Here is a 20677-nt window from a genome sequence, read left to right on the forward strand (position 1 = left end):
GCTACTGAATGACCGGAGGGATGTTACCGGCCTCGCCGGGGTTCCAAGTCTCCTCATCCTCCGTCAAGTACCCGGCGGCCTTGGAATTCTTGGCGTCTTTCCGTGACTTGTCGTCCCGAGCGGCCACGGGTCCCCCTCGGACGAGCCCGCTCCCCCCTGGTGTGAACTCGCGTTGCGCGCCCCGAGCTCCCGACGGGCCGCTCACGACGCCACCTGGCTCGGAGGCGAAGCGTCGAGAGGCTCCGGCGGATCCTCTCGCAGGCGTCCCGGCCCCGAGCGAGCCGGGAGAGCCCATACCCATCATGCCGCGCCCCATTTGCTGGGACTCTCCGCCGATCACCGTTCCACGCGCCGCCCCTCTCGCGGACGAAGCGCCCGGCCGCCCCTGCACGGGCGTGCCACCGACGATGCCCGGATCGGCCCGTCGCGTTGGCGGAGGCGGAACGCTCCCTACTTCGCCGACACGGCCATTGCGCCCTGCGCCGCCCGGCAATCCGGGGACGGGTCCTGCGTTCCGGCCGGGTGCGGGCCCGTCCGTGCCAGGACGCGGCCAATGACTCTTCTGCGGAAGCGTCGGCGGCATCGGGTAAGGGCCGGTGGGGAAAGAGGGGGGAGTGCCACCGGAACGGTTGTGGTCCGGGAACGACGGCGCGCTGGAGCCGCTCGGTGGCGGGGTGGACACGACCGGCGGCGCACTGCCGTCGATCCGGGTGCCCGAGTCGCCCCGATCGCCCGCAGGGTCGTGGACCGGCCCCGGTCCCGAGCCGGTGCCGTGAGGAGGGGGCACGTCGACGGGCGAGGTGTCGGGTGTTCCCACCGGCGGCACGTGTGAAGCCGCGCCGCCTCCGCCTGCGCCGCCCCCTCCGTTGCCCGCAGCGGCGCCTCCACCGCCACCGGAGCCCGCGCCGCCCGAAGGGCCACCGACTCCCCCGCCGGACGCGGGTTCCGGCTTGCTCCAGCCGGCCGTCAGGTCCTGACCGCCCACTGCATCCGCCGGCATCGGCCGGAACTCCGGAATCTCCAGCCCCTCGAGTATGCGATTCGCCGTCGCGCACTGATTCGCCGCCGACTTGGCCGCCTCGATGACCTGCTTGCGCCGGTCGGTCACCGCCTTGATGCGGGCTTGTTCCTTGTCCGCGTCCGCGTAGCACTGTGAGACCTGGTCGAGGGGCGTCCGCGCGACCTGGTCCACGACGTGTTTGATTTTTCCGCCGGCGTCGATCATCTCGCGCCCGGTCGTCTGAGCGACGTGGGCGAGCTTGATGATCTGCTTGGCGAAGGCGTCTCCCCATTCGCGGAAAGCTTCGCCGCCTTCGCCCTTCCACTCGGTCCGGCCGACGTGTCTCTTCAGTTCGTCGCCGATGTGGTCGAGGTCCTTCTTGGCCTCCTCCAAGGCGTGGCCCTTGTGGCTGAGTTCCTCGCCTTTGGCATGGATGAAGGAGTAGTAGATGGACTCGTAGGACATCGACTCCACACTGGTGGAACCATCACTCATGATTTTCCTCCCCCCGTATCACGGTGTGGCCTGGTCGGAGGATTCCTCTCCCCCGCCCTGCCCGGGGTGGTCTCCGGGCTTGTGGTCCTTGTGCTGCCTGTTCCGCTCGTCCTCCTGCTTCAGCTTCTGCTGCTGCTCCCAGTTGGCGATGGATCGCTTCTGGATGGCGGCGAGCCGTTCGGAGTGTTCGCGGTCGACGTTCTTGTAGTCGCGGTCGGCCATGTCCGCCGTGAGGCTCATGGCCTGCAACTGGTCGCCCAGCATCCGGGAGAGCAGTTCCAGCCGCTGGTGGATCCTGTCGTACTGCGAGAACAAGGCCTTCGCCTCGTCGAAGGTCCCGAACGCCTCCATGGCGACCTTCTGGGCCGCGATGGTCTTGTGTGAGGCCGCGGACTTGTCCAGTTTGTCGATCAGGCCGTCCACACGTTTCTTCAGGCCCTGGAGGTTGTCCTCGTCACCTACATCCAGATCCGACGGCCTGCCACCGCCCCCGCCGTGCTGTGCCGGATCCCCGGACCCCATGAGTCGACCCCCTGTTGAAGAAGTGCCCTGTGCGTGGTGAACCTAAGAAAAACGCCCGTGGGCGCGGTCTGCGGTCTGCCGCATCCGCGCCCACGGACGGAGAACGAGTGCGCGGACGCGCCTCAGTGGCCGAAGCGGGCCGCCTGGCGGCGGTCGTTGCTGCCGTAGCCCTCGACGGCCTCGTGCAGCTTGGTCGCGATCTGCAGGAGGGTCTGGTGCATGTCCTTGACGTTGGCGTCCCAGCCCTGGTGACGGGCGTGGAAGGCCTCGCGGGTCTCACCGTCCCAGTGGCTGACGACGGCCTTGACGCGCGCGTCGAGCGACTCGAGCTGGGAGTGGATGGTGTTGGCGGTGGACTTCACCTGGTTCGCGGCCTGGGTGACGGCGGAGTACGTGATCTCCATGAGTGCTCTTCTCCTGACGGATCGGGTGCCGGGACCTGGGATGAGGGCCGGTCAGGAGACCTGGAAGCGGCCCAGCACGCCGGAGGCGCCGCCCTCGCCGATGCCCTTGAAGCTGTTGAGGCGCTCGGCCTCCTCCTGGGTGAAGCCCTGGCGGCTGGCCTCCATGGCCTCCTTGGTGAAGGCGAGGAGGTCCTTGAGCTTGCGGACGTCGTCGTTCACCCGCGACTGCAGGCCGTGGTAGGCCCGGGCGGCGTCGCCCTTCCACACGCCCTCGACCGCGTGCACCACACCGGCGAGGCTGTTGATCTTCGCTTCGAGCGTGTCGTGCATGTGCCCGAGGTCCTTGATCAGGGAATCGAGATTCCCATCGTCAAGCCGAAGCTTGTCGCCCATTGTGCACCTACCCCCCATGAATCGGATGTTCTGTGGGAGCCGTTCGCTCGACTCCCCTTTGCATCGGACCGATGTTGTCGGCTGCCACTCTAGCCACTCCCACGATCGCGTCCAACCGGTATGTCATTGACGTGAGTTCGCGCACGTGTCATACACGCATGGAGTGGCCATTGGTCCAGACATCAACCACGTCGGCGGCGATCCCGCAGCGCGACCGCCGTTCCGGCGACGGCCGCGATCAGCACTCCGGCCGTTATCAGCGCGTACGTCGCGAGGCGTTCGTCCCGTTCGCGCGGCGTCTCGCCGATGGTCAGCGGGGCCGCCCGCGGTACGGCCCGGCCGGCGGAGACGGCCCGGTCCGGGACCGGGGCGTCGACGGGGCGGTCGTCCTCGGTCAGGGCACGCACCGGATCCGCCACGCCCCAGCCGACGAAGTCGTCGCGGCCCTTGACGGCCCTTTCCGCGGTCTGCTCGATCTGCGCCACGACCTGGTGCTGTTTCCAGTTCGGGTGTTTCGCGCGGAGGAGTGTCGCGATTCCGGCGACGTAGGGTGCCGAGAAACTCGTGCCGCTGTCCACGCATTGGCCGCCCTTCGGAACAGTGGAAACCATTTCCACACCGGGGGCGGCCACGCCGACGAAATCGCCGGACTGGGAAAAGGGCGCGCGTTCGTTGTTGCGGTCGGAAGCGGCCACCGCGAGAACTCCCGGATACGCCGCGGGGTAGGTCTTCTTCACCTTTCCCTGGAGTCCGTCGTTGCCCGCCGAGGCGACCACGACGATGTCCTCGTTCAGGGCTTCGCGGACGGCCAGTGCGAGCTCCGAGTCGGCGTGCAGCGGTTTCGCGGTGTCCTGGGAGATGTTGATGACGCGGGCGTGCCGGCGGATCGCGTGGCGGATGGCGGTGGCGAGCGTGCGCTCGGTGCCGGTGCCCTTCTCGTCGTTCTGCCGGATGGGGATGATCGTCGCCTCGGGGGCGAGGCCGACGAATCCCGTTCCCTCGCGCGGGCGGGCGGCGATGATGCCCGCCACCTTGGTGCCGTGGCCGACGAGGTCGGTGGTGCCGTCGGTGCGGATGCCCTTCTCCTGTGGGACGTTCTTGTCCTTCGGGAGCAGGTCCAGTCCGGCGGAACGGTCGACGGCCGGGGTGAGCTGGGGGTTTTCGATGTCGACGCCGGTGTCGATGACGGCCACCCGGACGCCCTTGCCCTTGGTGTCCTGCCAGAGCCGGTCGAAGACGACGCGTTGCAGGGCCCACGGCATGCCCGATATCTGCTGCCTCATCGGGAAGGTGCATTCGCCGTTGCCGTCGAGGGTCAGTGCGGCCGGCTCCCCGGCGCGCGCCTCGGCCACCCCCACGCCCTCCCCGGCGCGCGCCTCGGCCGCCCCCATGCCCACGCTTGACGCCAGGGCCGTCGCCACGGCCACGACGGGCAGCGCGACCGTTCTCAGCACCGTCGTTCCCGGCACCGTCATCGGACGATCCCCCCTCACGAGCTCTGCGGCTGACCGGCGCTGTTGACGTCCAGCCTCGGCCCCTTGGGCAGGAAGGCGGACCAGTTGTCCGGCACCGGCACCGGCTTGACCTCTTTGTAGCCGAGCCGGATCTGCGCCTCGTTGGCCTGGGCCGCCCGCTCCTCCGGCGTCTTGGGCTTGTCGTCCTCGCCGATGCCCGACCGGCCCGCGCTGCTGTCGTTGTTGGTCTGGACGGCGTACCGCAGCCCGGTGTCGGTGACCAGGAACAGCGAACCGACGCTTGTGGACGAGCCGTTGATCTGGCGGTAGAGCAGACCGCTGCCCGGGGTGACGTAGGCGCTGGTGGCGCCGTCCACGATCTCGACGGGGTAGTTGGGGCCGGCCCAGGTGGTGAGCCGGGGCACGCCCTTGCCGTCCACGCCGTGCATCACGTTGCAGACCGTGCGGACGCCGGTGCCCTCGTCGTTGACCTGGGTCGGGACGAGGCCCGGCCAGTTGTACTGGCCGTAGAACCAGTCGGGGGACGAGGTGAAGGACTGCGGACCGACCTCTTCCGCCCGCGCGTTCTGGTGCAGCGCCACCGCTTCGGGGCTGGTGAGCAGCAGCCGGGCGACGAGGTCGGAGACGGGTGCCACGCGGCCGGGGAGCACCACGTAGTGCTGCATGCTCTTGCCGGCCACGGCGCGGATGACGGTGCCGACCCGGTTCAGTCGCGGTTCGAGGCTGCCGGCGCCCGCGGGGGCGCCGATTCGGCCGGGGAGCCGGGGGAAGGTGATGGGGGTGCCCTCGTGCAGGGTGGCCAGCCACTCCTTGTCGACCTTCTGCGGCCGCGCGCCCTCGCTGAACAGGGAGCGGCGCAGCACCTGGTCGCGGGGGGACGGGTGGTCGCCGTCGGGCAGGCCGACGAGGTGTTTGGTGCCGCCGGGGTCGATCAGGTAGCGGTCTCCGGTGGGCCCCTCGACGTACAGTGCCTGGCCGTCGCGCAGCTTGCGGCTGCCGCCGACCTTGGCGGCGTCGCGGTCGGCGAGGAGGAAGACGGCCTTCTGCACCGTCTTGCCGCCGCTGCCGGGCTGTTCGCAGACGGCCCAGCTCTTCTCCTTGCCGGCGTCCTTGGCGTCGGGGAGCCGGTCGGGGGCGTACGGGATGCCGAGCGTGGGGCCGCGCTGTATCTTCCCGTTGTCGAGTTCGGACTCCTCGACCTTGATCACCGACGACTTCTCCGGCTTGAGCAGCAGCTTCGCGGAGGAGAAGTTGAGCACCGGGTGCAGGCGTTTGGTGTCCTTCGTCTTGAGGACGACGTACCGGGTGGTCGACTTGCTGCCCACGATGACGTGCGCCCCCGGCTCCGACCAGCCGGCCGGTGCCTTGGGTTTGAAGATGCCCCAGGCGCCGAATCCCGCCAGGACGAGCGCCCCGACGACGATTCCGGGCAGTACGGCGCGCACCGGGCGCGGCGCCGCCTCGTCCGTTGCCGCCGCCGAGGGCCGCAGGAACGCGGCGACCATGCGCTTGCGCGCGAAGGTGTACGCGTTGAGCTCGTCCCGCCGTGTTGCCATGTGCCGAAGTACTCCCCCCGTCGCCGGGTCCCGTCCGGGGCCCGCCGCCGGGCCGGCCGTCGGTACCGGCCGGACCCGCTGGTCGGACCTGCCCTCGGTCCGCGTTGTCAGACCGGCCCCCTACTATGCCTGTTGACGATCCGGTTCCGCCGTCCGGGTGCGGTCACCGCGCGGGCACGGGCCCGCGGCGGCCGTGTCGCGCCCGTTCCGGCGCTGGGGCCGGAGCGCGGTTCCACGGCGGTCCGACGAGGGTGAGGGGGTGCGCGGCCATGGCGTCCGCGGTGCGATCGGCGCAGGCCACGGTGGTGCGCCGGCGGTCCGAGCCGGGCCGGCTGGGTCCGGTGCGGTTGCAGCAGCTCGTGTTGCTGGAGGTGGCGGCGGCACTGGTGCTCGTGGGGTACGCCGTCGATCCGCTGCTGGCCGCGCCCGCCGGCGGAGTGGCCGTCGTCCTCGCGGTGTTGGCGCTCGCGCGGCGGCGGCAGCGGCCGGTGCCGGAGTGGCTGGGTGCCGTCCTCGCCCTGCGCCGCCGTACGCGCGGTGCCGCCGGTGCGGCGGCCGCCGATGTCGCGCCCGCCCTGGCCCCGCTCGTGGAGTGCGAACCGGCGCTGCGCGTGGAGTCGTTCACGGACCGGGAGGGCCGGCGGATAGGCGTGGTCGGTGACGGGACGTTCGTGACCGTCGTCCTCCGGGTCGAGACGGTGGACGAGCCGCTGCGTCCGCGCCGGGTGGAGAAGGCCCTGCCGCTGGACCTGCTGCGGGACGCGCTGGACACGGCGGACGTGCGACTGGAGTCGGTGCAGGTGGTGCAGAGCACGCTGCCCTCCCCCGCCCCGCATCTGTCCGCCCAGGCCCTCGCGGCGCGGAACTACGCGCCGCTGCAGGTGTTGACGGGTGCCCCCGCGGTCCGGATGACTTGGGTGGCGCTCAAGCTGGATCCGGAGCTGTGCCCGGAGGCCGTCGCGGCCCGGGGCGGCGGTGTCGCGGGGGCCCGGCGGTGTGCGCTGCGCGCGGCGGACCAGTTGACGAGCCGGCTGCGGAGCGCCGGCTTCCGGTCGGTCGTGCTGTCGGAGGACGAGCTGGAGTCGGCCCTGTCGACCGCCGCGAACGTCAACCCGGCCGCCACGGCCCAGGCGAGCCGGTCCGGCACGGGCGCCCGGCGGACCGCCGAGACGTCCCGGACGTGGCGGTGCGACGACCGCTGGCACACCGCGTACTGGGTGGGCCGCTGGCCCCCGTTGGGTTCCGGCGCGGCGTCGCTGCCGCAGCTCGCCGCGCTGCTGACGTCGCTGCCCGCGCTGTCCACGACGCTGAGCCTGACGCTGGGCCGCGGTCGCGCCCAGGAAGGCGGGCTCGTGCCGACCCTGAGCGGGCACATACGGGTGTGCGGACGCAGCGCGGACGAACTGGGCGAGGTCCGGCGGGAGCTGGAGCGGACGGCCCGCGGGGTGAAGGTCGGACTGGTCCGGCTGGACCACGAGCAGGTGCCGGGTGTCCTCGCCACGCTGCCGCTGGGAGGGACGCGCTGATGGGCCTGTTGTCGAGAGCGCGCCGGGTCGCCCCGCAGCCGCCCGTCGCGCCCGCCCCTCCGGGGCCCGCACGGCCCTCGGCCCGTCGCCCGGCCCCCGGCTTCGGGCTGCTCGGTCCCCGGCGTGAGCGGCACGAGCCGGCCCCCGACCGGTTCGCCGAGCTCGGCCTGCCCGTCGGCGACGACGGTGTGGTCGTCGGCACGGACGCCCAGGGTGCCCCGGCCGTGCTGGGGCTGGTCCGGCCGGCGGCGTTCGACGTGGTCCTGGTGGGCGGTGCGTGGACGGCGCAGGTCGTCGCGTTGCGCGCGGTGGGCACGGGTGCCCGGGTCGCCGTGGAGAGCGGTCGTCCGCAGGTGTGGACGGCGCTGGCGCAGGCGGCCAACACCGGCCAGCAGTCCATCACCCTGCACGATGTGGGCCGTGTCCCGCCGCAGGGTCCTTCGGTGCTCAGCCCTGTCCTGATCGTCCGCGACTGTGGCATACGCCCGCCCCTGGGCCGGGTCCGCTCCGCGCCCTGGCAGCCGGTGCTGACCCTCCTCCCCTACCCCGGTCCCACGACCGCGCGCCTGATGTCCCAGGCGGACCTCGTGGGCGTCCAGCGCGTCGCCCCCGAGGAGGCCGTGGAGATCGGCCGCACCATGAGCCTGCCCCGGGAGGACATGGAGGCCCTCTCCACCCTCCCCGACGGCGTCACCCTGTGGTGTACGCGGACGTCCCGCACGTACGTCACCACCTCGCCGACGGAACCGGAGGCGGGACTGCTGGGAGCGGCGCGGCGGTTGGAGTGAGCCGCGCTGGGATCGCAGCGAGGGCGGGGGCGGTGCCGCGCGGCGGTCCGGACGGTGCCCCCGCCGCCTCCTGCCCGAGGGGGCCCGGGAACCGGTGGGCTCCGGGCGGGCCGCGGGCGGCCGGGAGCGCGTGTCCGGGAGCTCCTCACCGGGCCGCGCCGGAGGAGCGTCGCCGGGGCGGCTCGCCCCCGGGGACGCGGCCCTATTCGAGGGGCAGGGCGCACACGTAGTCGCCCGCCGTCCAGACGAGCCGGCCGGCTCGTTCGTGGGCCACGGGCGGGGCACCGATGCGGCCCGGTACGTCCACGGACCAGGCGATCCGGTGGGTGCGCAGGTCGACGGCCCGGATCTGGTCGCGTGCCCCGTCCGTCGCGGGCACGTAGAGGTACTTCCGTCCGGCCACCGGGAGGCCGTAGCCGGGTGACATGCCGGAGAAGGGCGTCTCCCAGAGGAGCTTGCCGGTGTCCGCGGCCAGGGCGACGACGCCGCGCGTGCCTTCGGCCACGTACACCACCCCGTCCTTGACCACCGGCGCGCCGTAAGGGTCGGAGTCCGGGGACGCGTCGCCCGTGTCGCGGCCCTTGCCGAACTCCCACGCCCGCTTGCCGTCGGACAGGGTGACGGCGAGCACGACGGTTCCGGCGGCGTAGGCGCGCCGGTCGTCGACCGTCACCCGGCCGTTGGCCACGAAGTCCTTGCCGGCCTGCCGTGACAGGGACCAGGCCCACTCATCGCGGCCGTCGGCCGTGTCACGGGACTTGAGGACGCTCGGGTCGTCCGCGTAGCCGGTCCGGGCGTAGACAAAGTGCCGGCCGATCACCGCGCCGGCCGCGCTGTTGTCCGTCCAACCGGGGAGGTAGGAGGACGTGAACGGCTTTCGCCAGCGCTCCTTGCCCGTCTTGACGTCCACGGCCAGGAAGAGCCAGTTGTCGCTCTTGTCCGGGTCGTTGCCCTTGCGGGCGGCGAGGTACACGACTCCGTCGGCGGCGGCCACGGGCTGGGCGGCGAGGGTCGCCGACGAGAGGTCGCCGAACGGGCCGGCGACGATCTCCAGGGAACCCGTGTCGGTGACGGCGAAGAGTTTCAGCCCCATCGTGGAGGAGCCACCGGGGGCGTAGGTGTAGACGCGGGAACCGTCCGTCGTGAACTCGTAGGACTCCTTGATCGTCGAAGCCGTCCACCGTGTCGAGCCGGTCCGCGCGTCCAGGGCCACCAGGCCCGAGCCCGACTTCACCGCCACCAGGTCGCCGACGACGAGCGGCGGGCGGCCGGCGTCGATGGCGGGCAGGCGGGCCCACCAGGTGGCCCTCGCCGGGACGCCGGCGGGGCGGGTCGGACGAGTGGGGCGTGCGGCGGGCCGGTCGGTCTTGTCGCGGCCGTTCCACCAGAGCAGGCCGCCCACGCCGGCCGTCGCCACGCCGAGGGTGGAGCCGCCGGCGATGCCGAGGAGGCGGCGCCGGGAGAGTCCGGGCCGGGGGCCGGTGACGGCCTCCGGGGTGAGGTCGGGGGGTGCGGGCAGCCGGTGGGGCTGGATGCGCCAGACCTCGGTGGCGCGGCGGGCGATGTCGGCGAGGAGGGCGTCGGGGAGGGCCTCGGTGAAGTCGTCGGTGCCGCCCAGCAGCCCGGCCAGTTCGCCGGTGGAGGGGCGGCGGGCGGGGTCCTTGTCCAGGCAGCGGGCCAGCGCGGGGGCGAGGGCCGGGGGCAGGCCGGTCAGGTCGGGGGCCGCGTAACGCACCCGGTAGAGGAGGTCCGCGGCCTGGCCGCCGCCGAACGGGGCGTGGCCCGTCGCGGCGAAGACGAGGAGGCCGGCGAGGGCGAACACGTCGCCCGCCGCGGTGTGTTCGGCGCCCGCCGCCTGTTCGGGTGACATGTAGGCGGGGGTGCCGGCCGCGGCGCCGAGCCGGGTCAGCCGGCCGTCGCCGAGCGCCCGTGCCACGCCGAAGTCGATGACCTTCGGGCCGGAGACGGTGACGAGGACGTTGGACGGCTTGAGGTCCCGGTGGACGACGTCGGAGCGGTGCAACTGGGCCAGCGCCCGGCACAGTACGGCGCCGAGCGCCCGTACGGTGGGCTCGGGGAGCGGGCCGCACAGTTCCACGGCCTCGTCCAGCGGCGGGCCGAGGACGTACTCCGTCGCCAGCCAGGGCTGGGGCGCGAACGGGTCGGCGTCGACGACCCCGGCCCCGTACTCCCCGCCGATCACCCGGGCGGCGTCGGATTCCAGCCGGAACCGGGCGCGGAACGTTTCATCGGACGCGAACCGGGGGTGCACGGCCTTGAGCGCGACCGTCCGCCCGCTCGCGGAGCGGGCCAGGTACACCGTCCCCATCCCGCCGCCGCCCAGTCGGGCGACGAGCCGGTAGGGGCCGAGCTGCCGCGGATCGTCGTGCTGAAGGGGCAGATGCATCAGGACGGTCCGCGGTGGGGTGAGAGGGACGGGTGGGGGTGGAGTGGCGCCGCCGGGCGCACCGGTTCCGCGGCGAGGACGGCGGCGGACTGCCGGACGAGCGCGGCGACCACCCGGGGCGGCAGCCAGCCGGGGGCAAGGAGCGCCGCCGCCCGGCCGGGCCCGCCGTCGGGGACGGTGGCCCGCGGACCGCCCATGACGGGCGGCGGCCCGAAACCCGCGGGGGCGGGTCCGAAGCCGGGCGGGGCGGTGGGGAGTCCGTCCAGGAGGCCGGAGACGGACGGGCGGTGGGCGGGGTCGCGGGAGAGACAGGCGGAAATCAGGGTGCGCAGGCCGGCGGGGAGTTCGTCGCGTTCGGGCACGGTGTGACCCGTCGTCGCGTAGGCCAGGACCGCGCCCAGGGCGAAGACGTCGCCCGGCGGCTCGGGGCGCGCGCCGGCCAGTTGCTCAGGGGGAACCGTGCCGGGGGCGAGGCCGAGGGGGCCGGCGCCGTCGGCTCCCGCCCGGGTCGCGGCGCGCACCGCGCCGTAGCCGGTGAGGCGCGGTCCGTCGGCCGTCAGCAGGACGGCCGCGGGGGAGATTCCGGCGTGTGCCGTGCCCGTCGCGTGCACGGCGGCCAGGGCCTCGGCGAGGGCGGTGCCGAGGGCACGGACGGTCCGTTCGGGCAGCGGGCCGCCGTGCGCGGCGAGCGCGGCGGGCAGCGGCAGGGCGGGCAGGTACGGGGAGGTGTACCAGACGAGGGGGCCGCCCGGGCGTTCCGCACCGGCGCCACTCCCCGGGCCGTCCGGGAGCAGCGGAATTCCGGAACGTGCCCGGCCGCCCGCGCCTTCGGGGTCCCCGGCACCGCTCGCGGTTTCCATGCCTCCGGTTCCGCCCGTGCCTTCGGCGTCTCCGGTTCCGGTCGCGCCGATGTCGTCCACCACGGCGGTCCACGGGCCGAACAGCCGTCGCGCGGCCTCCGCCTCGGCCCGGAAGCGTTCCGGGTCGGCGCCCTCCAGGGGCGTGCCGACGAGCACCGTGCGGTCCCCGTCCGCGGAGCGGGCGACGAACCGGTGTTCCGCAGGCGGGACGTCGCCCGTCCGGGCGTCGAGCCGGCCCAGCACCGCGTACGGGCCGATCCACCCGGGATCTCCCGGGCGCGACGGTTCCATTCCGGCCACTCCCCCTCGTCCCCTCCCCGGGGGACGTCGTGCGCATGGATGACGAATTCAGACGGACACCGGAGCCTACTCATGCGCCGGCCGGGCCCGGACGGCGGCCGGGGGCGTGGGCGGTGACGGGTGTTCCGGCGGCGGTATCGCGCCACGAGCCGCCGAGGGCGGTGAGGGAACGTGCGGGCCTGCCGCAGTGCTACGGATGACGATTAGTCTTGATGACCGTACGCATGGAGAACCCGACGCCGGGGGCCCGCAGCGTGACGTATGGGGGAATCGGGCGGTCGTGCGCCGGGAACGGCCGGTGCCGGCAGGTGATTCCCCGAAGCGCCGGACCACACCAGCAGGAGGCATTGTGAGCAGCGATCGGAACGAGATCCGCGCGGCCGGGACCACAGGCGGCGAGAACCGGTCCGACGCCGACCACGAGCCGGACCAGGAAGTCGAGCACACGGGCGAGTTCACCATCGATTACACACCGCCCGCCTGGTACGTCCAGACGTCCCCGCCCGCGCCGGCGGTCCCCCCGGTGCCTCCGGCACCGCCCGTCGCGGCGGACGGATCCGCCGCGTCGTCCGCCCCCACGCCGCCCGCGGGCGGTGACGGACCGGCGGGTGAGGCCGCGTCCGATCCGGTCGTCCCGGCTCCGCCGGCCGGGCCGGACGCGGCGGAGGCCGACGCGCCCGCCGCGCACGGCCGGGACTTCGGCGAACGGCCCGGCGACGCCCACGCGGTCGGCGGGAAGGACGCCGACGGGCACGCGGACGCCGCCGACGCCGCGCGGCCGGGTGCTGCCGACGGGCACGGCCTCGACGGCTCCGGGGCGGACGCCGCTCCCGAGCCCGGACCGGCCGGAGGGACGACGCCCGCGACCGTACGGCTCTCGGCCGGGGCACTGCGGGACGAAATCGCCGCCCGGGCGCCGGAGTCGGACGCGTCCGGCCGGTCCGGCGCGTTCGCCGCGTCCGCGGTGGAGGAGGAGACGGAAGCCGCCAAGGCGATGGAAGCGGTGAAGGACGCGGAAGCGGCAAAGGCGGCGGAAGCGGTCAAGGCGGCGGAAAAGCCCGAGCTTTCGGACGCGGCCGACACGAGTGGGACCCTGCGCAGTGAGGGCACCATGCGGTTCTCCGCCGGGTCGCTGCGTGACCGGGCGGGCGCCGCGGCGGGCGGGGACGCGTCCGGGAACACGCCCTCCCTCTCGTCGCCTTCCGTTCCACCGGCCCCGGCCCCGGCCTCGGCCGCGAGCGAGGAGGACACCCCCAGCGCGTCGACCGAGTCCTGGACCCCGCCCTCCGTACCGCCCGCGTCGCTGCCGCCACTGCCGCCGGACTTCCGGCCCGCCGAGCCCGCGGACGGCCGGGATGCCCCGGCTCCCTGGACGCCGCACGCGGCACCGCAGGCCCCGGCGATGGCACCGGAGCCGCCCGCTTCCCCCGCCCAGGCGGCAACCTCCGGCGTGCCCGCGTCCGCGCCGGCCACGGCGGACGGCGGGACGGACGGGACGGGGGCGCCCGCGCTGCCCACGGCGCCCGGACCGGAGACCGCGCCGTACGCCGCGAGCACGGGCGCCGCGTTCCCCCCGGCACCGGCGCACGCGCCCCAGGACGGCGCGCAGCCCGGTCCGTACGCCCCGCCGGTATCACCCGCACTCCCGGCGTACGGCGCGCCGAGCGCCCCCACAGCCGCCCCCGACACGGCGTCGGCGCAGGGCGACTTCGCGCTGCCCGCCGCCGCTCGGCCCGCCGCCCCGGCACCGGCCGCCCCGGCGGCACCGGCACCGGCCGCGTACGGCGCGTACGGCGTCCCGCAGCCTGCCCCGGCCGCCCCGCCCGCGCCCTTCGCGGCTCCCTCGCAGGAGGGGGCACCCGCGGCACCCGCACCCCAGGCGGACGTCAACCCGCCCGCGCCGCAGGGTGGTTACGGCTTTCCGCACCCGCACCCGGCGCCGTCCACGGGCGAGATGCCCCCGACGGCCCCGCGGAGCGGGTACGGATTCCCGCAGCCGACGGCGCAGGGCGCCGGGGCTGCCGCGCCGCAGGGCGGTTACGGGTTCCCGCACCCGTCGGGTGCCGCGCCCGTGCCGGAAGCGCCCGGACCGCAGGGTGGTTACGGGTTCCCGCAGCCGGGGGTTCCCGCCCCCGAGGCGCCCGCGGCCACCGCGCGGTCGGCCACGCCGCAGAACGCGTACGCCTATCCGCAGTCGCCGTCGCCGTCGCCGTCGCAGCAGCCTCAGCCGCCCGCCGCGCCTCAGGGTGCCCCGGTTCCCGGCCCTTACGCGCCGCAGCCACCGGCCTCCCCCACCGACACCGGTGCCTTCGCCCAGGGAGCTCACGGAGCCCACGGAGCCCAGGCAGCCCAAGGCGCGCCCGCCGCCCCGCCCGAGCAGGCCTGCCCGCCGCCCCAGCCCGCCGACCCGTCGGCGTCCGGCCCCGTGGACCCGCGCACGGGCGGCTGGCCGACGGTGACGCCGGAGCAGCGGCAGCGGTCCGTGCACGGCGCGCCGCTGGGTTACACGGCCGCGGTCGAGCTGTCCTCGGAGCGACTGCTCAAGAGCAAGCCGAAGCCGAAGAAACAGAGTTCGGGCCGGTTCAAGTTCGGCGGGAAGAAGGAGGAAGCGGAGCGGCAGCGCAAGCTGGAGCTGATCCGCACCCCCGTCCTGTCCTGCTACCGGATCGCCGTCATCAGCCTCAAGGGCGGCGTCGGCAAGACCACGACGACGACGGCGCTCGGCGCCACCCTCGCCAGCGAGCGCCAGGACAAGATCCTGGCCATCGACGCCAACCCGGACGCCGGCACCCTCGGCCGCCGGGTGCGCCGTGAGACGGGCGCGACCATCCGTGACCTGGTGCAGGCCATCCCCGGCCTCAACAGCTACATGGACATCCGCCGTTACACCTCGCAGGCGCCGTCCGGCCTGGAGATCATCGCCAACGACGTGGACCCGGCGGTCTCGACGACCTTCAACGACGAGGACTACCGGCGGGCGATAGACGTCCTGGGCCGGCAGTACCCGATCATCCTCACCGACTCGGGCACCGGTCTGCTCTACAGCGCCATGCGCGGCGTGCTCGACCTCGCGGACCAGTTGATCATCGTCTCCACCCCGTCCGTCGACGGCGCGAGCAGCGCCAGCACCACGCTGGACTGGCTGGCGGCGCACGGATACGGCGAGCTCGTCGGGCGCAGCATCACCGTCATCTCGGGGGTCCGCGAGACCGGGAAGATGATCAAGGTCGAGGACATCGTGTCCCACTTCGAGACGCGCTGCCGGGGCGTCGTGGTCGTGCCCTTCGACGAGCATCTCGCGGCGGGCGCGGAGCTGGACCTGGAGATGATGCGGCCGAAGACGCGGGAGGCGTACTTCACTCTGTCCGCGATGGTGGCGGAGGACTTCGTCCGGGCTCAGCAGCAGCAGGGGTTGTGGGGGACGAGTGGCCAGCCGCCGCAGCAGCTCGGGCAGGCGCCCGCTCAGCCCGCGCCTCAGTACCCCGCGCCCGGGGGGTGGCCGCAGCAGCAGTGAGGTCCGGCGGGGCCGGGGGGCTGCCCCGGTCCCGCCCTTTCACCGTTTCTTGCGGGGGCAAGCCCCCGCGCCCCCGAAACCGCGCTCCGCGCGGTTGTCCTCAAGCGCCGGACGGGCTGAGATCAGCCTGTCCGGCGCTTGAGGGCGAGCGGCGAAGCCGCGACAAGGGGGGCCGGGGCCTCCTCACCGAGCCGCCGCCACCAACTCCCGCGCCCGCTTCACGTCGTCCCCCATGCGCTCCAAGAGCGCGTCGAGCGTCTCGAACTTCTCCATCCCCCGCAGGTAGGCGAGGAAGTCGACCGCCGCGTGCATCCCGTACAGGTCCAGGTCGACCCGGTCGATCGCGTACGCCTCCACCGTCCGTTCCGTCGCGTCGAACTGCACGTTCGTGCCGACGGAGATGGCGGCGGGCATGGATTCGCCCTCGATGACGAGCCAGCCGGCGTAGACGCCGTCGGCGGGGATGGCGGTGTGCGGGAGGGTCTCGATGTTGGCGGTGGGGAAGCCCAGTTCGCGGCCGCGCTGGGCGCCGCGGACGACGACGCCTTCGACGCGGTGGGGGTGACCGAGGATCTCCATGGCGCCGGTCACGTCACCCTCGGCGACCAGGCGGCGGGTGAGGGTGGAGGAGAACGGGAGGCCGCCGCCGGCCTTGCCGGTGAGCTTGAGGTCGTTGACCTCGACGCCGAAGTCGTAGGTCGCCCCGAGCTCCTCCAGGAGTGCGACCGTGCCCGCAGCGCGGTGGCCGAAGCGGAAGTTGGGGCCCTCCACGACGAGCTTCGCGTGCAGCTTGTCGACGAGGACCTTCACCACGAAGTCGGCCGGCGACAGCTTGGAGAACTCCGCCGTGAAGGGGAGGACCAGCACCGCGTCCACGCCGAGCTCGGCGATCAGCTCCGCGCGCCGGTGGTGCGGTGCCAGCAGCGGCGGGTGGCTGCCCGGCCGTACGACCTCGCTGGGGTGCGGGTCGAAGGTCACCACGACCGACGGCACCCCCAGTTCGCGCGCCCGCTCCACCGCACGGCCGATGATCAGTTGGTGTCCGCGGTGGACACCGTCGTACGAGCCGATGGTGACGACGCTGCGCCCCCAGTCCTGGGGGATGTCCTCCAAGCCACGCCAGCGTTGCACTGTGCCCGCTCCTCGCCCGAACCCGAACTCTTGTCTCTGTCGATTACGCAGGTCTAAGAGTGCCATGCCGGTTGGCGGCGGTCCGCATCGGCCGGGGCGCCCGCATCGCCCGCACCGGGCGCGTCGCCCCCGCCGCCCGCCGTCAGCCGGATCCGGGCCCCCGGCCCGACCACCGGCGCCCACTGCGCGGGCGCGGTCCGCAGCCAGCGGCGCAGCCGGGCGCCGAAGGCCGGGACCTCGCCGGCCAACTGGACCAGCCGGCGGTCGCAGCGGGCCGCGCCCTCGGGGGTGCGGGCCAGCAGCTCCCCGACCCGGTACACGAGCTCGCGGGTGCGCGCCTCCGCGCGGTCGGAGGCGCCTTCGGCCGCCGCCCGCAGCAGCGCGTCGAGGACGGCACCGCCCCGCTCGTACGGCTCCTGGCCCTCTCGTTCCAGCAGCACCTCCAGCAGCTCCCGCCGCAGTGCCCGGGAGGCGGCGGTGCCGGGCGCGGCGAGGACGGGGGCGAGGGCACCGCGGACGGGGGCGGGGCGGGTGCGCAGCAGGTGGGTGACGAGAGGGAAGAGGACGGCGCGGGCGGACGGACCGTCCTCCAGCCGCCGGTCGATGAAGGCGGCCACGTGCGGGGCACTGTCCGGACGGTGTTCGATGTGCTCGCGGACCAGCGAGGCCGCGCGGCGGGCCAGCGCGGGGTCGCAGACCTCGGCGAGGATCCGCAGGACGTCCGCCGGACCGTCCCCCGGCTGATAGAGGCGGGCGCGGAAGGCACCGAGCACCGGCTCGGGGTGGGTGGTGAGCGCGGCGGCGAGGGCGGCGGCCGGAACCTGCGGATCGCCGGCGGAGAACCGGGCGACGGCCTCCGGCAGGTGCTTGGCACGGGTCAGCGGGTCGCGGACCAGGACGGCCAGCGCCGACCCGTGCAGCGCGCCCTCGGCGGGCCGGGCGAGCAGGGCCAGCGCGGAGTAGCGCAGCAGTTCGCGGTCGGCCTCGGTGGTGACGTACGGCACGGCCTTCGGCCCGTACGCGGCGGCGGCCACGTGCAGCTCCACCCGGTCGTCGTGCGCCCAGCGGTCGACGGCCCGGCAGACGGCGGACGGCTCGTCCTCGGCGAGGGCGGCCAGCAGCTCGTCGGCCCTCGGGTGCGCGGCGCGGACCAGCGCGTCGGTGAGGTCGTCGAGGGCGCGTTTGCGGTGTGTGTGGAGCAGGGCCTGGGCGGCCGTGGCGACGGTGGGCGTGGCGAACTCGCCGTCGTCGCCCGGCGCGGTCAGCAGCGGACGGTCGTCGTCGAACCAGCGGCAGACGTGCGCCTGGGCGGCGCACGGTTCGTCGCCGAGCAGCGCGGCCGCGGCCGGGAGGAAGCGGTCGGCGGCGGGCGGCTGGGGCGCCCCGGCGGCCGCGCCGGGCGGCGGGGCGTCGGCGGGGACGAGGATCCGGAGCAGGTCGAGCCGGTCACCGAGGCCGAGCCGCAGCCGGAGCCAGAACGGCGGGCCGAACCGGGTCAGCCCGCCGAGCGTCCCGGTCGCGGAGGCGTCGAAGCCGCCGACCGCGCGGGAGCAGGTGGCGACCCGCTCGGCGAGCAGCCGGAGTACGCCCAGGTACGGGGTGGCGTCGGGGAGCCGCAGGAGTGTCTCGGCGAGCAGGTGGGCCGCCCACCAGGCGGGGTCGGTGAGGACGGGCGGACGGCCCCCGGCGCCTTCCGCGTCCTCGAGAGGGGCCCCGGGCGCGCCCCCGGACGCGTCCCCCGTACCGTCGTCGCCCGCGTCCCCGACCACGTCCCCGGCCGCGTCGCCGACCGCGTCCCCGTCCGCCGGGGCGGGAGCGCCCTCCCGGCCGGAGAGCGTCTCCACGGCGTGGACCAGCGCGGTCAGCCGCCGGGAGAGCTCGGTGGGGCCCGAGCGGCGGCCGAGCAGCAGGAGGGCCTGGAGGACGGGGCCGATGCGGTGCCGTGGGACGGGCAGCAGCGTGGGCCGCTCCTGCCGGTCACCGCCGCGCCGGCCCCGGCGTCTGGTCGGGGGCCGGGAGCCGGGCGGCGGCGGTACGTGCCCCTCGGGCGCCCGGGCCGGGCCGCCGCCCCGGCGGGAGGGCAGCCGGACGGCGGCCTCGGCGGGCGGGCCCTCCGGCTCGTACCAGCGGTGGACGAGGGCGTGCAGGGCGGCGTCCAGGTCGAGGTGGGTGCCGTGCAGCCAGTCGGCGAACTCCTCGTGGGCGAAGCGGTAGCCGCTGCCCGCCGGGACCAGCAGCCCCTCGGTGAGCACGGCGGAGGCCCAGCCGGTGCGCCACGGGAAGAGCTGCTCGAACGTCTCGCGCTCCAGCTCGCCCTGGCCGGGGCCGAGGCACTGCCGGGCGGCCTCGTGCACCTGCCCGGCCACCTTGGCGGCCAGCCGGCGGACGGCCGTGCCGCGCAGCGGGGGCCGGCGGGCGGCGGCCAGGCGTACGGCGATCCGCAGGCAGACGAGGTCGAGGTGGGCGGCGAAGACGTCCCACCGGTCCGGCGCCGGGGCGCCCTCCGGCCGGTCCGCGCCGTCCGGGAGCGCGGCGTGCACCTCGGCGAGCAGGCGGAGGGCGAGCGGATGCCCGGCGTCCGCGGGGGCGAGCGCGCCGGCCGGGACGCCGTACGAACCGCGGGCCCGGTCCGCGAGCTCGGGGGTGAGGTCGGCGAGCCGGACGCAGGCGGGCATCGAGGGCGGCGGCGTGACGCTGAGGGCGGGGGCGCCGGTGCCGAGGGCGGTGGCCGGGGAGTGCAGGGCGTGCGGCGGGAAGAGGGCGCCGGCCGTCTCCCAGTGCTCGGGGCGGCAGGCGACGACGAGCCGGGTGCCGGTCCGCTCCAGCCAGTGGGCGGTGGCCGCGGTCCAGGCGGGCAGCGCGTGGGCCAGCAGGGGCGGCATCTCCTCGGGGCCGTCGAGGAGGACGAGCAGCGGCCGGCCGACCCGGTGGGCGAGCTGGGCCACGGCCTCCGGCGTGGCGGTGGAGGTGTCGCCGACGGTGCCCTGGGCGCCCGCCGAGGCGGTGACGATGCGCCCGGCGGCCGCCAGGGCGCGGGCGATGGCGTCCCGCAGGCTTACGTCGTCGGCGCGGAGGTCCGCGCCGCGCAGCCAGAGCGTCGGCGCGGGCTCGGCGCCGCGCGAGCGGCGGGCGGCGAGGGCGCCCAGCTCGGTGGTGCGGCCGGTGCCCGGCTCGCCGACCAGCCCGAGGACGTACGGGCCGCCGGGGCCGTCCCCGCCGGCCCGGGTCAGGGCCCGCCCGCCGGGCGCCCCGCCGGACAGGAAGCAGGTGAACTCGCGGACCGTCTCCGGCCGCTCGACGGGGTCCCGCCAGGTGCGGGGGGTGACCACCGAGCCGAGGGCGGTGCCGGTGAGCTGGAGGGCGCCGGCGAGGTTGAGGTCGTCGCCGTAGGCGGGGACGGTCGCCGCGTTGCGCTCCAGGAGCGCGGCCAGCGGTCCGTCCGGGTCGGCGGCGGCCGTGGCCCGGAGCGGGATCGCGTAGCCGCCCGCCCGGCGCTCGGCGTGCAGCGCGGTACCGAGGACGGCGAGCACGGCTCCGGTGTGCGCGTCCAGCACCGGGCCGCCGGTGGCCTCCTCCCCCAGCCGCAGCGGCGTCCGCTCGGGCAGGGAGAGCTCCAGGGCGGTGCGCAGCAGGTGGAAGCGGTCCGTGGCGGTGTACGTCACCAGGGGTTCGCCGACGATCGAGGCGTCGTGCCAGCGGCCGGCCCGCAGCCGGACCTCGGTGCCGCCGCCGATGTGCTCCGCCGCGCCGACGGCGAGCGGCGGCAGGTCCAGGCCCTCGGTCCTGACCAGGGCCAGGTCGCAGTCGGGCAGCGGGGTGACGGCGTCCGCGCCGACCACCACCGTCCGGTCGCCCGCCGCGTGCAGCACCAGGCAGGCGAGGCCGTCGACCGCCTCGTGGCTGGTGATCAGGGTCGACCTGTCGTCGACCGGGAAGCCCGTGCCGCGCCGCCGTCCGGCGAGATCCCTGATGCGCACCAAGGACTCGTCCGCATCGGTCCGCCGACCGCTCATCCGCCGAACCTCCCCGCGTGACCGTACGTGCGTACGCCCGTACGTTCCGAAGGTAGGCAGCCGATGATCGGCGGGACAGATCGCGAGCCGAACGCGCCCCCTTGCACCCCCGTGGTTCACTCCGAGCGCCTGCCCGTTGGGGTGAATCGTGCGTATCAGATGGATAGAGATGCAGGGAGGGGGGTCGTGGGGGGGGGGGGGGGGGGGCCCCCCCCCCCCCCCCCCCGGGGGGCCGCGGGGGCCCCCGCCGCGGGGACCCCCAAACACCCCGCGGCAAAGCCCCGCCCCCCCCA

Annotated in this window: 13 protein-coding genes; 3 read left to right on the top strand and 10 right to left on the bottom strand. The window is 74.9% G+C overall.

Features of this window, described 5'->3' with window-relative positions; genetic code table 11:
- Position 1: 1 nt before the first annotated feature.
- From ACZ6X9_RS00095 to eccB, 6 genes are all read right to left on the bottom strand, one after another.
- Complete coding sequence (locus ACZ6X9_RS00095; protein WP_469775662.1) at positions 2–1495, bottom strand: WXG100 family type VII secretion target; 1494 nt, start codon at positions 1493–1495, stop codon at positions 2–4.
- 18 nt (positions 1496–1513) lie between these two features.
- The gene (locus ACZ6X9_RS00100; RefSeq protein ID WP_469775663.1) at positions 1514–2017 is read right to left on the bottom strand and encodes a hypothetical protein; all 504 of its coding nucleotides are present in this window, start codon (positions 2015–2017) and stop codon (positions 1514–1516) included.
- Positions 2018–2139: 122 nt separating this feature from the next.
- The gene (locus ACZ6X9_RS00105) at positions 2140–2421 is read right to left on the bottom strand and encodes a WXG100 family type VII secretion target (protein ID WP_469775664.1); all 282 of its coding nucleotides are present in this window, start codon (positions 2419–2421) and stop codon (positions 2140–2142) included.
- Positions 2422–2472: 51 nt separating this feature from the next.
- On the bottom strand, positions 2473–2832 hold the full coding sequence (locus ACZ6X9_RS00110; protein WP_469775665.1) for a WXG100 family type VII secretion target: 360 nt from the start codon (positions 2830–2832) through the stop codon (positions 2473–2475).
- Between the two features lie 164 nt (positions 2833–2996).
- Positions 2997–4289, bottom strand: a complete 1293-nt coding sequence (gene mycP, locus ACZ6X9_RS00115; RefSeq protein WP_469775666.1) for a type VII secretion-associated serine protease mycosin — start codon at positions 4287–4289, stop codon at positions 2997–2999.
- Between the two features lie 14 nt (positions 4290–4303).
- A complete protein-coding gene (gene eccB, locus ACZ6X9_RS00120; RefSeq protein WP_469775667.1) occupies positions 4304–5845 on the bottom strand; it encodes a type VII secretion protein EccB in 1542 nt (513 codons plus the stop codon).
- A gap of 269 nt (positions 5846–6114) precedes the next feature.
- On the opposite strand from eccB, the gene eccE reads away from it, so the two are divergent.
- On the top strand, positions 6115–7371 hold the full coding sequence (gene eccE, locus ACZ6X9_RS00125) for a type VII secretion protein EccE (protein ID WP_469775668.1): 1257 nt from the start codon (positions 6115–6117) through the stop codon (positions 7369–7371).
- Positions 7371–8159 carry a hypothetical protein gene (locus tag ACZ6X9_RS00130; protein ID WP_469775669.1) on the top strand — a complete coding sequence of 263 codons (789 nt, stop codon included), beginning with the start codon at positions 7371–7373 and terminating at the stop codon, positions 8157–8159. Before eccE ends, ACZ6X9_RS00130 begins: the two co-directional genes overlap by 1 nt.
- A gap of 202 nt (positions 8160–8361) precedes the next feature.
- Here the strand turns inward: ACZ6X9_RS00130 and ACZ6X9_RS00135 are convergent, their stop codons facing one another.
- Both ACZ6X9_RS00135 and ACZ6X9_RS00140 read right to left on the bottom strand, forming a co-directional pair.
- The gene (locus tag ACZ6X9_RS00135; protein WP_469775670.1) at positions 8362–10566 is read right to left on the bottom strand and encodes a protein kinase domain-containing protein; all 2205 of its coding nucleotides are present in this window, start codon (positions 10564–10566) and stop codon (positions 8362–8364) included.
- Positions 10566–11717 (bottom strand): protein kinase family protein, encoded by a 1152-nt coding sequence (locus ACZ6X9_RS00140; protein WP_469775671.1) that lies wholly within the window; start codon positions 11715–11717, stop codon positions 10566–10568. The genes ACZ6X9_RS00135 and ACZ6X9_RS00140 overlap by 1 nt, the downstream gene beginning before the upstream one ends.
- Before the next feature lie 358 nt (positions 11718–12075).
- Between ACZ6X9_RS00140 and ACZ6X9_RS00145 the strand changes: the two genes are divergently transcribed.
- Positions 12076–15240 carry an SCO5717 family growth-regulating ATPase gene (locus ACZ6X9_RS00145; RefSeq protein WP_469775672.1) on the top strand — a complete coding sequence of 1055 codons (3165 nt, stop codon included), beginning with the start codon at positions 12076–12078 and terminating at the stop codon, positions 15238–15240.
- Between the two features lie 183 nt (positions 15241–15423).
- Here the strand turns inward: ACZ6X9_RS00145 and ACZ6X9_RS00150 are convergent, their stop codons facing one another.
- The gene (locus ACZ6X9_RS00150; protein WP_469775673.1) at positions 15424–16371 is read right to left on the bottom strand and encodes a bifunctional riboflavin kinase/FAD synthetase; all 948 of its coding nucleotides are present in this window, start codon (positions 16369–16371) and stop codon (positions 15424–15426) included.
- Between the two features lie 53 nt (positions 16372–16424).
- Positions 16425–20384, bottom strand: a complete 3960-nt coding sequence (locus ACZ6X9_RS00155; protein WP_469775674.1) for a serine protease — start codon at positions 20382–20384, stop codon at positions 16425–16427.
- Between the last annotated feature and the right edge of the window lie 293 nt (positions 20385–20677).

Source organism: Streptomyces sp. NPDC052910, assembly GCF_055585605.1.

Excerpts from the sequence above, each read along its gene's own strand:
- ACZ6X9_RS00100 (WP_469775663.1), bottom strand. The coding sequence starts at position 2,017 with ATGGGGTCCGGGGATCCGGCACAGCACGGCGGGGGCGGTGGCAGGCCG.
- ACZ6X9_RS00130 (WP_469775669.1), top strand. The coding sequence starts at position 7,371 with ATGGGCCTGTTGTCGAGAGCGCGCCGGGTCGCCCCGCAGCCGCCCGTC.
- eccE (WP_469775668.1), top strand. The coding sequence starts at position 6,115 with ATGGCGTCCGCGGTGCGATCGGCGCAGGCCACGGTGGTGCGCCGGCGG.
- mycP (WP_469775666.1), bottom strand. The coding sequence starts at position 4,289 with ATGACGGTGCCGGGAACGACGGTGCTGAGAACGGTCGCGCTGCCCGTC.
- ACZ6X9_RS00110 (WP_469775665.1), bottom strand. The coding sequence starts at position 2,832 with ATGGGGGGTAGGTGCACAATGGGCGACAAGCTTCGGCTTGACGATGGG.
- ACZ6X9_RS00095 (WP_469775662.1), bottom strand. The coding sequence starts at position 1,495 with ATGAGTGATGGTTCCACCAGTGTGGAGTCGATGTCCTACGAGTCCATC.
- eccB (WP_469775667.1), bottom strand. The coding sequence starts at position 5,845 with ATGGCAACACGGCGGGACGAGCTCAACGCGTACACCTTCGCGCGCAAG.
- ACZ6X9_RS00135 (WP_469775670.1), bottom strand. The coding sequence starts at position 10,566 with ATGCATCTGCCCCTTCAGCACGACGATCCGCGGCAGCTCGGCCCCTAC.
- ACZ6X9_RS00140 (WP_469775671.1), bottom strand. The coding sequence starts at position 11,717 with ATGGAACCGTCGCGCCCGGGAGATCCCGGGTGGATCGGCCCGTACGCG.
- ACZ6X9_RS00155 (WP_469775674.1), bottom strand. The coding sequence starts at position 20,384 with ATGAGCGGTCGGCGGACCGATGCGGACGAGTCCTTGGTGCGCATCAGG.
- ACZ6X9_RS00105 (WP_469775664.1), bottom strand. The coding sequence starts at position 2,421 with ATGGAGATCACGTACTCCGCCGTCACCCAGGCCGCGAACCAGGTGAAG.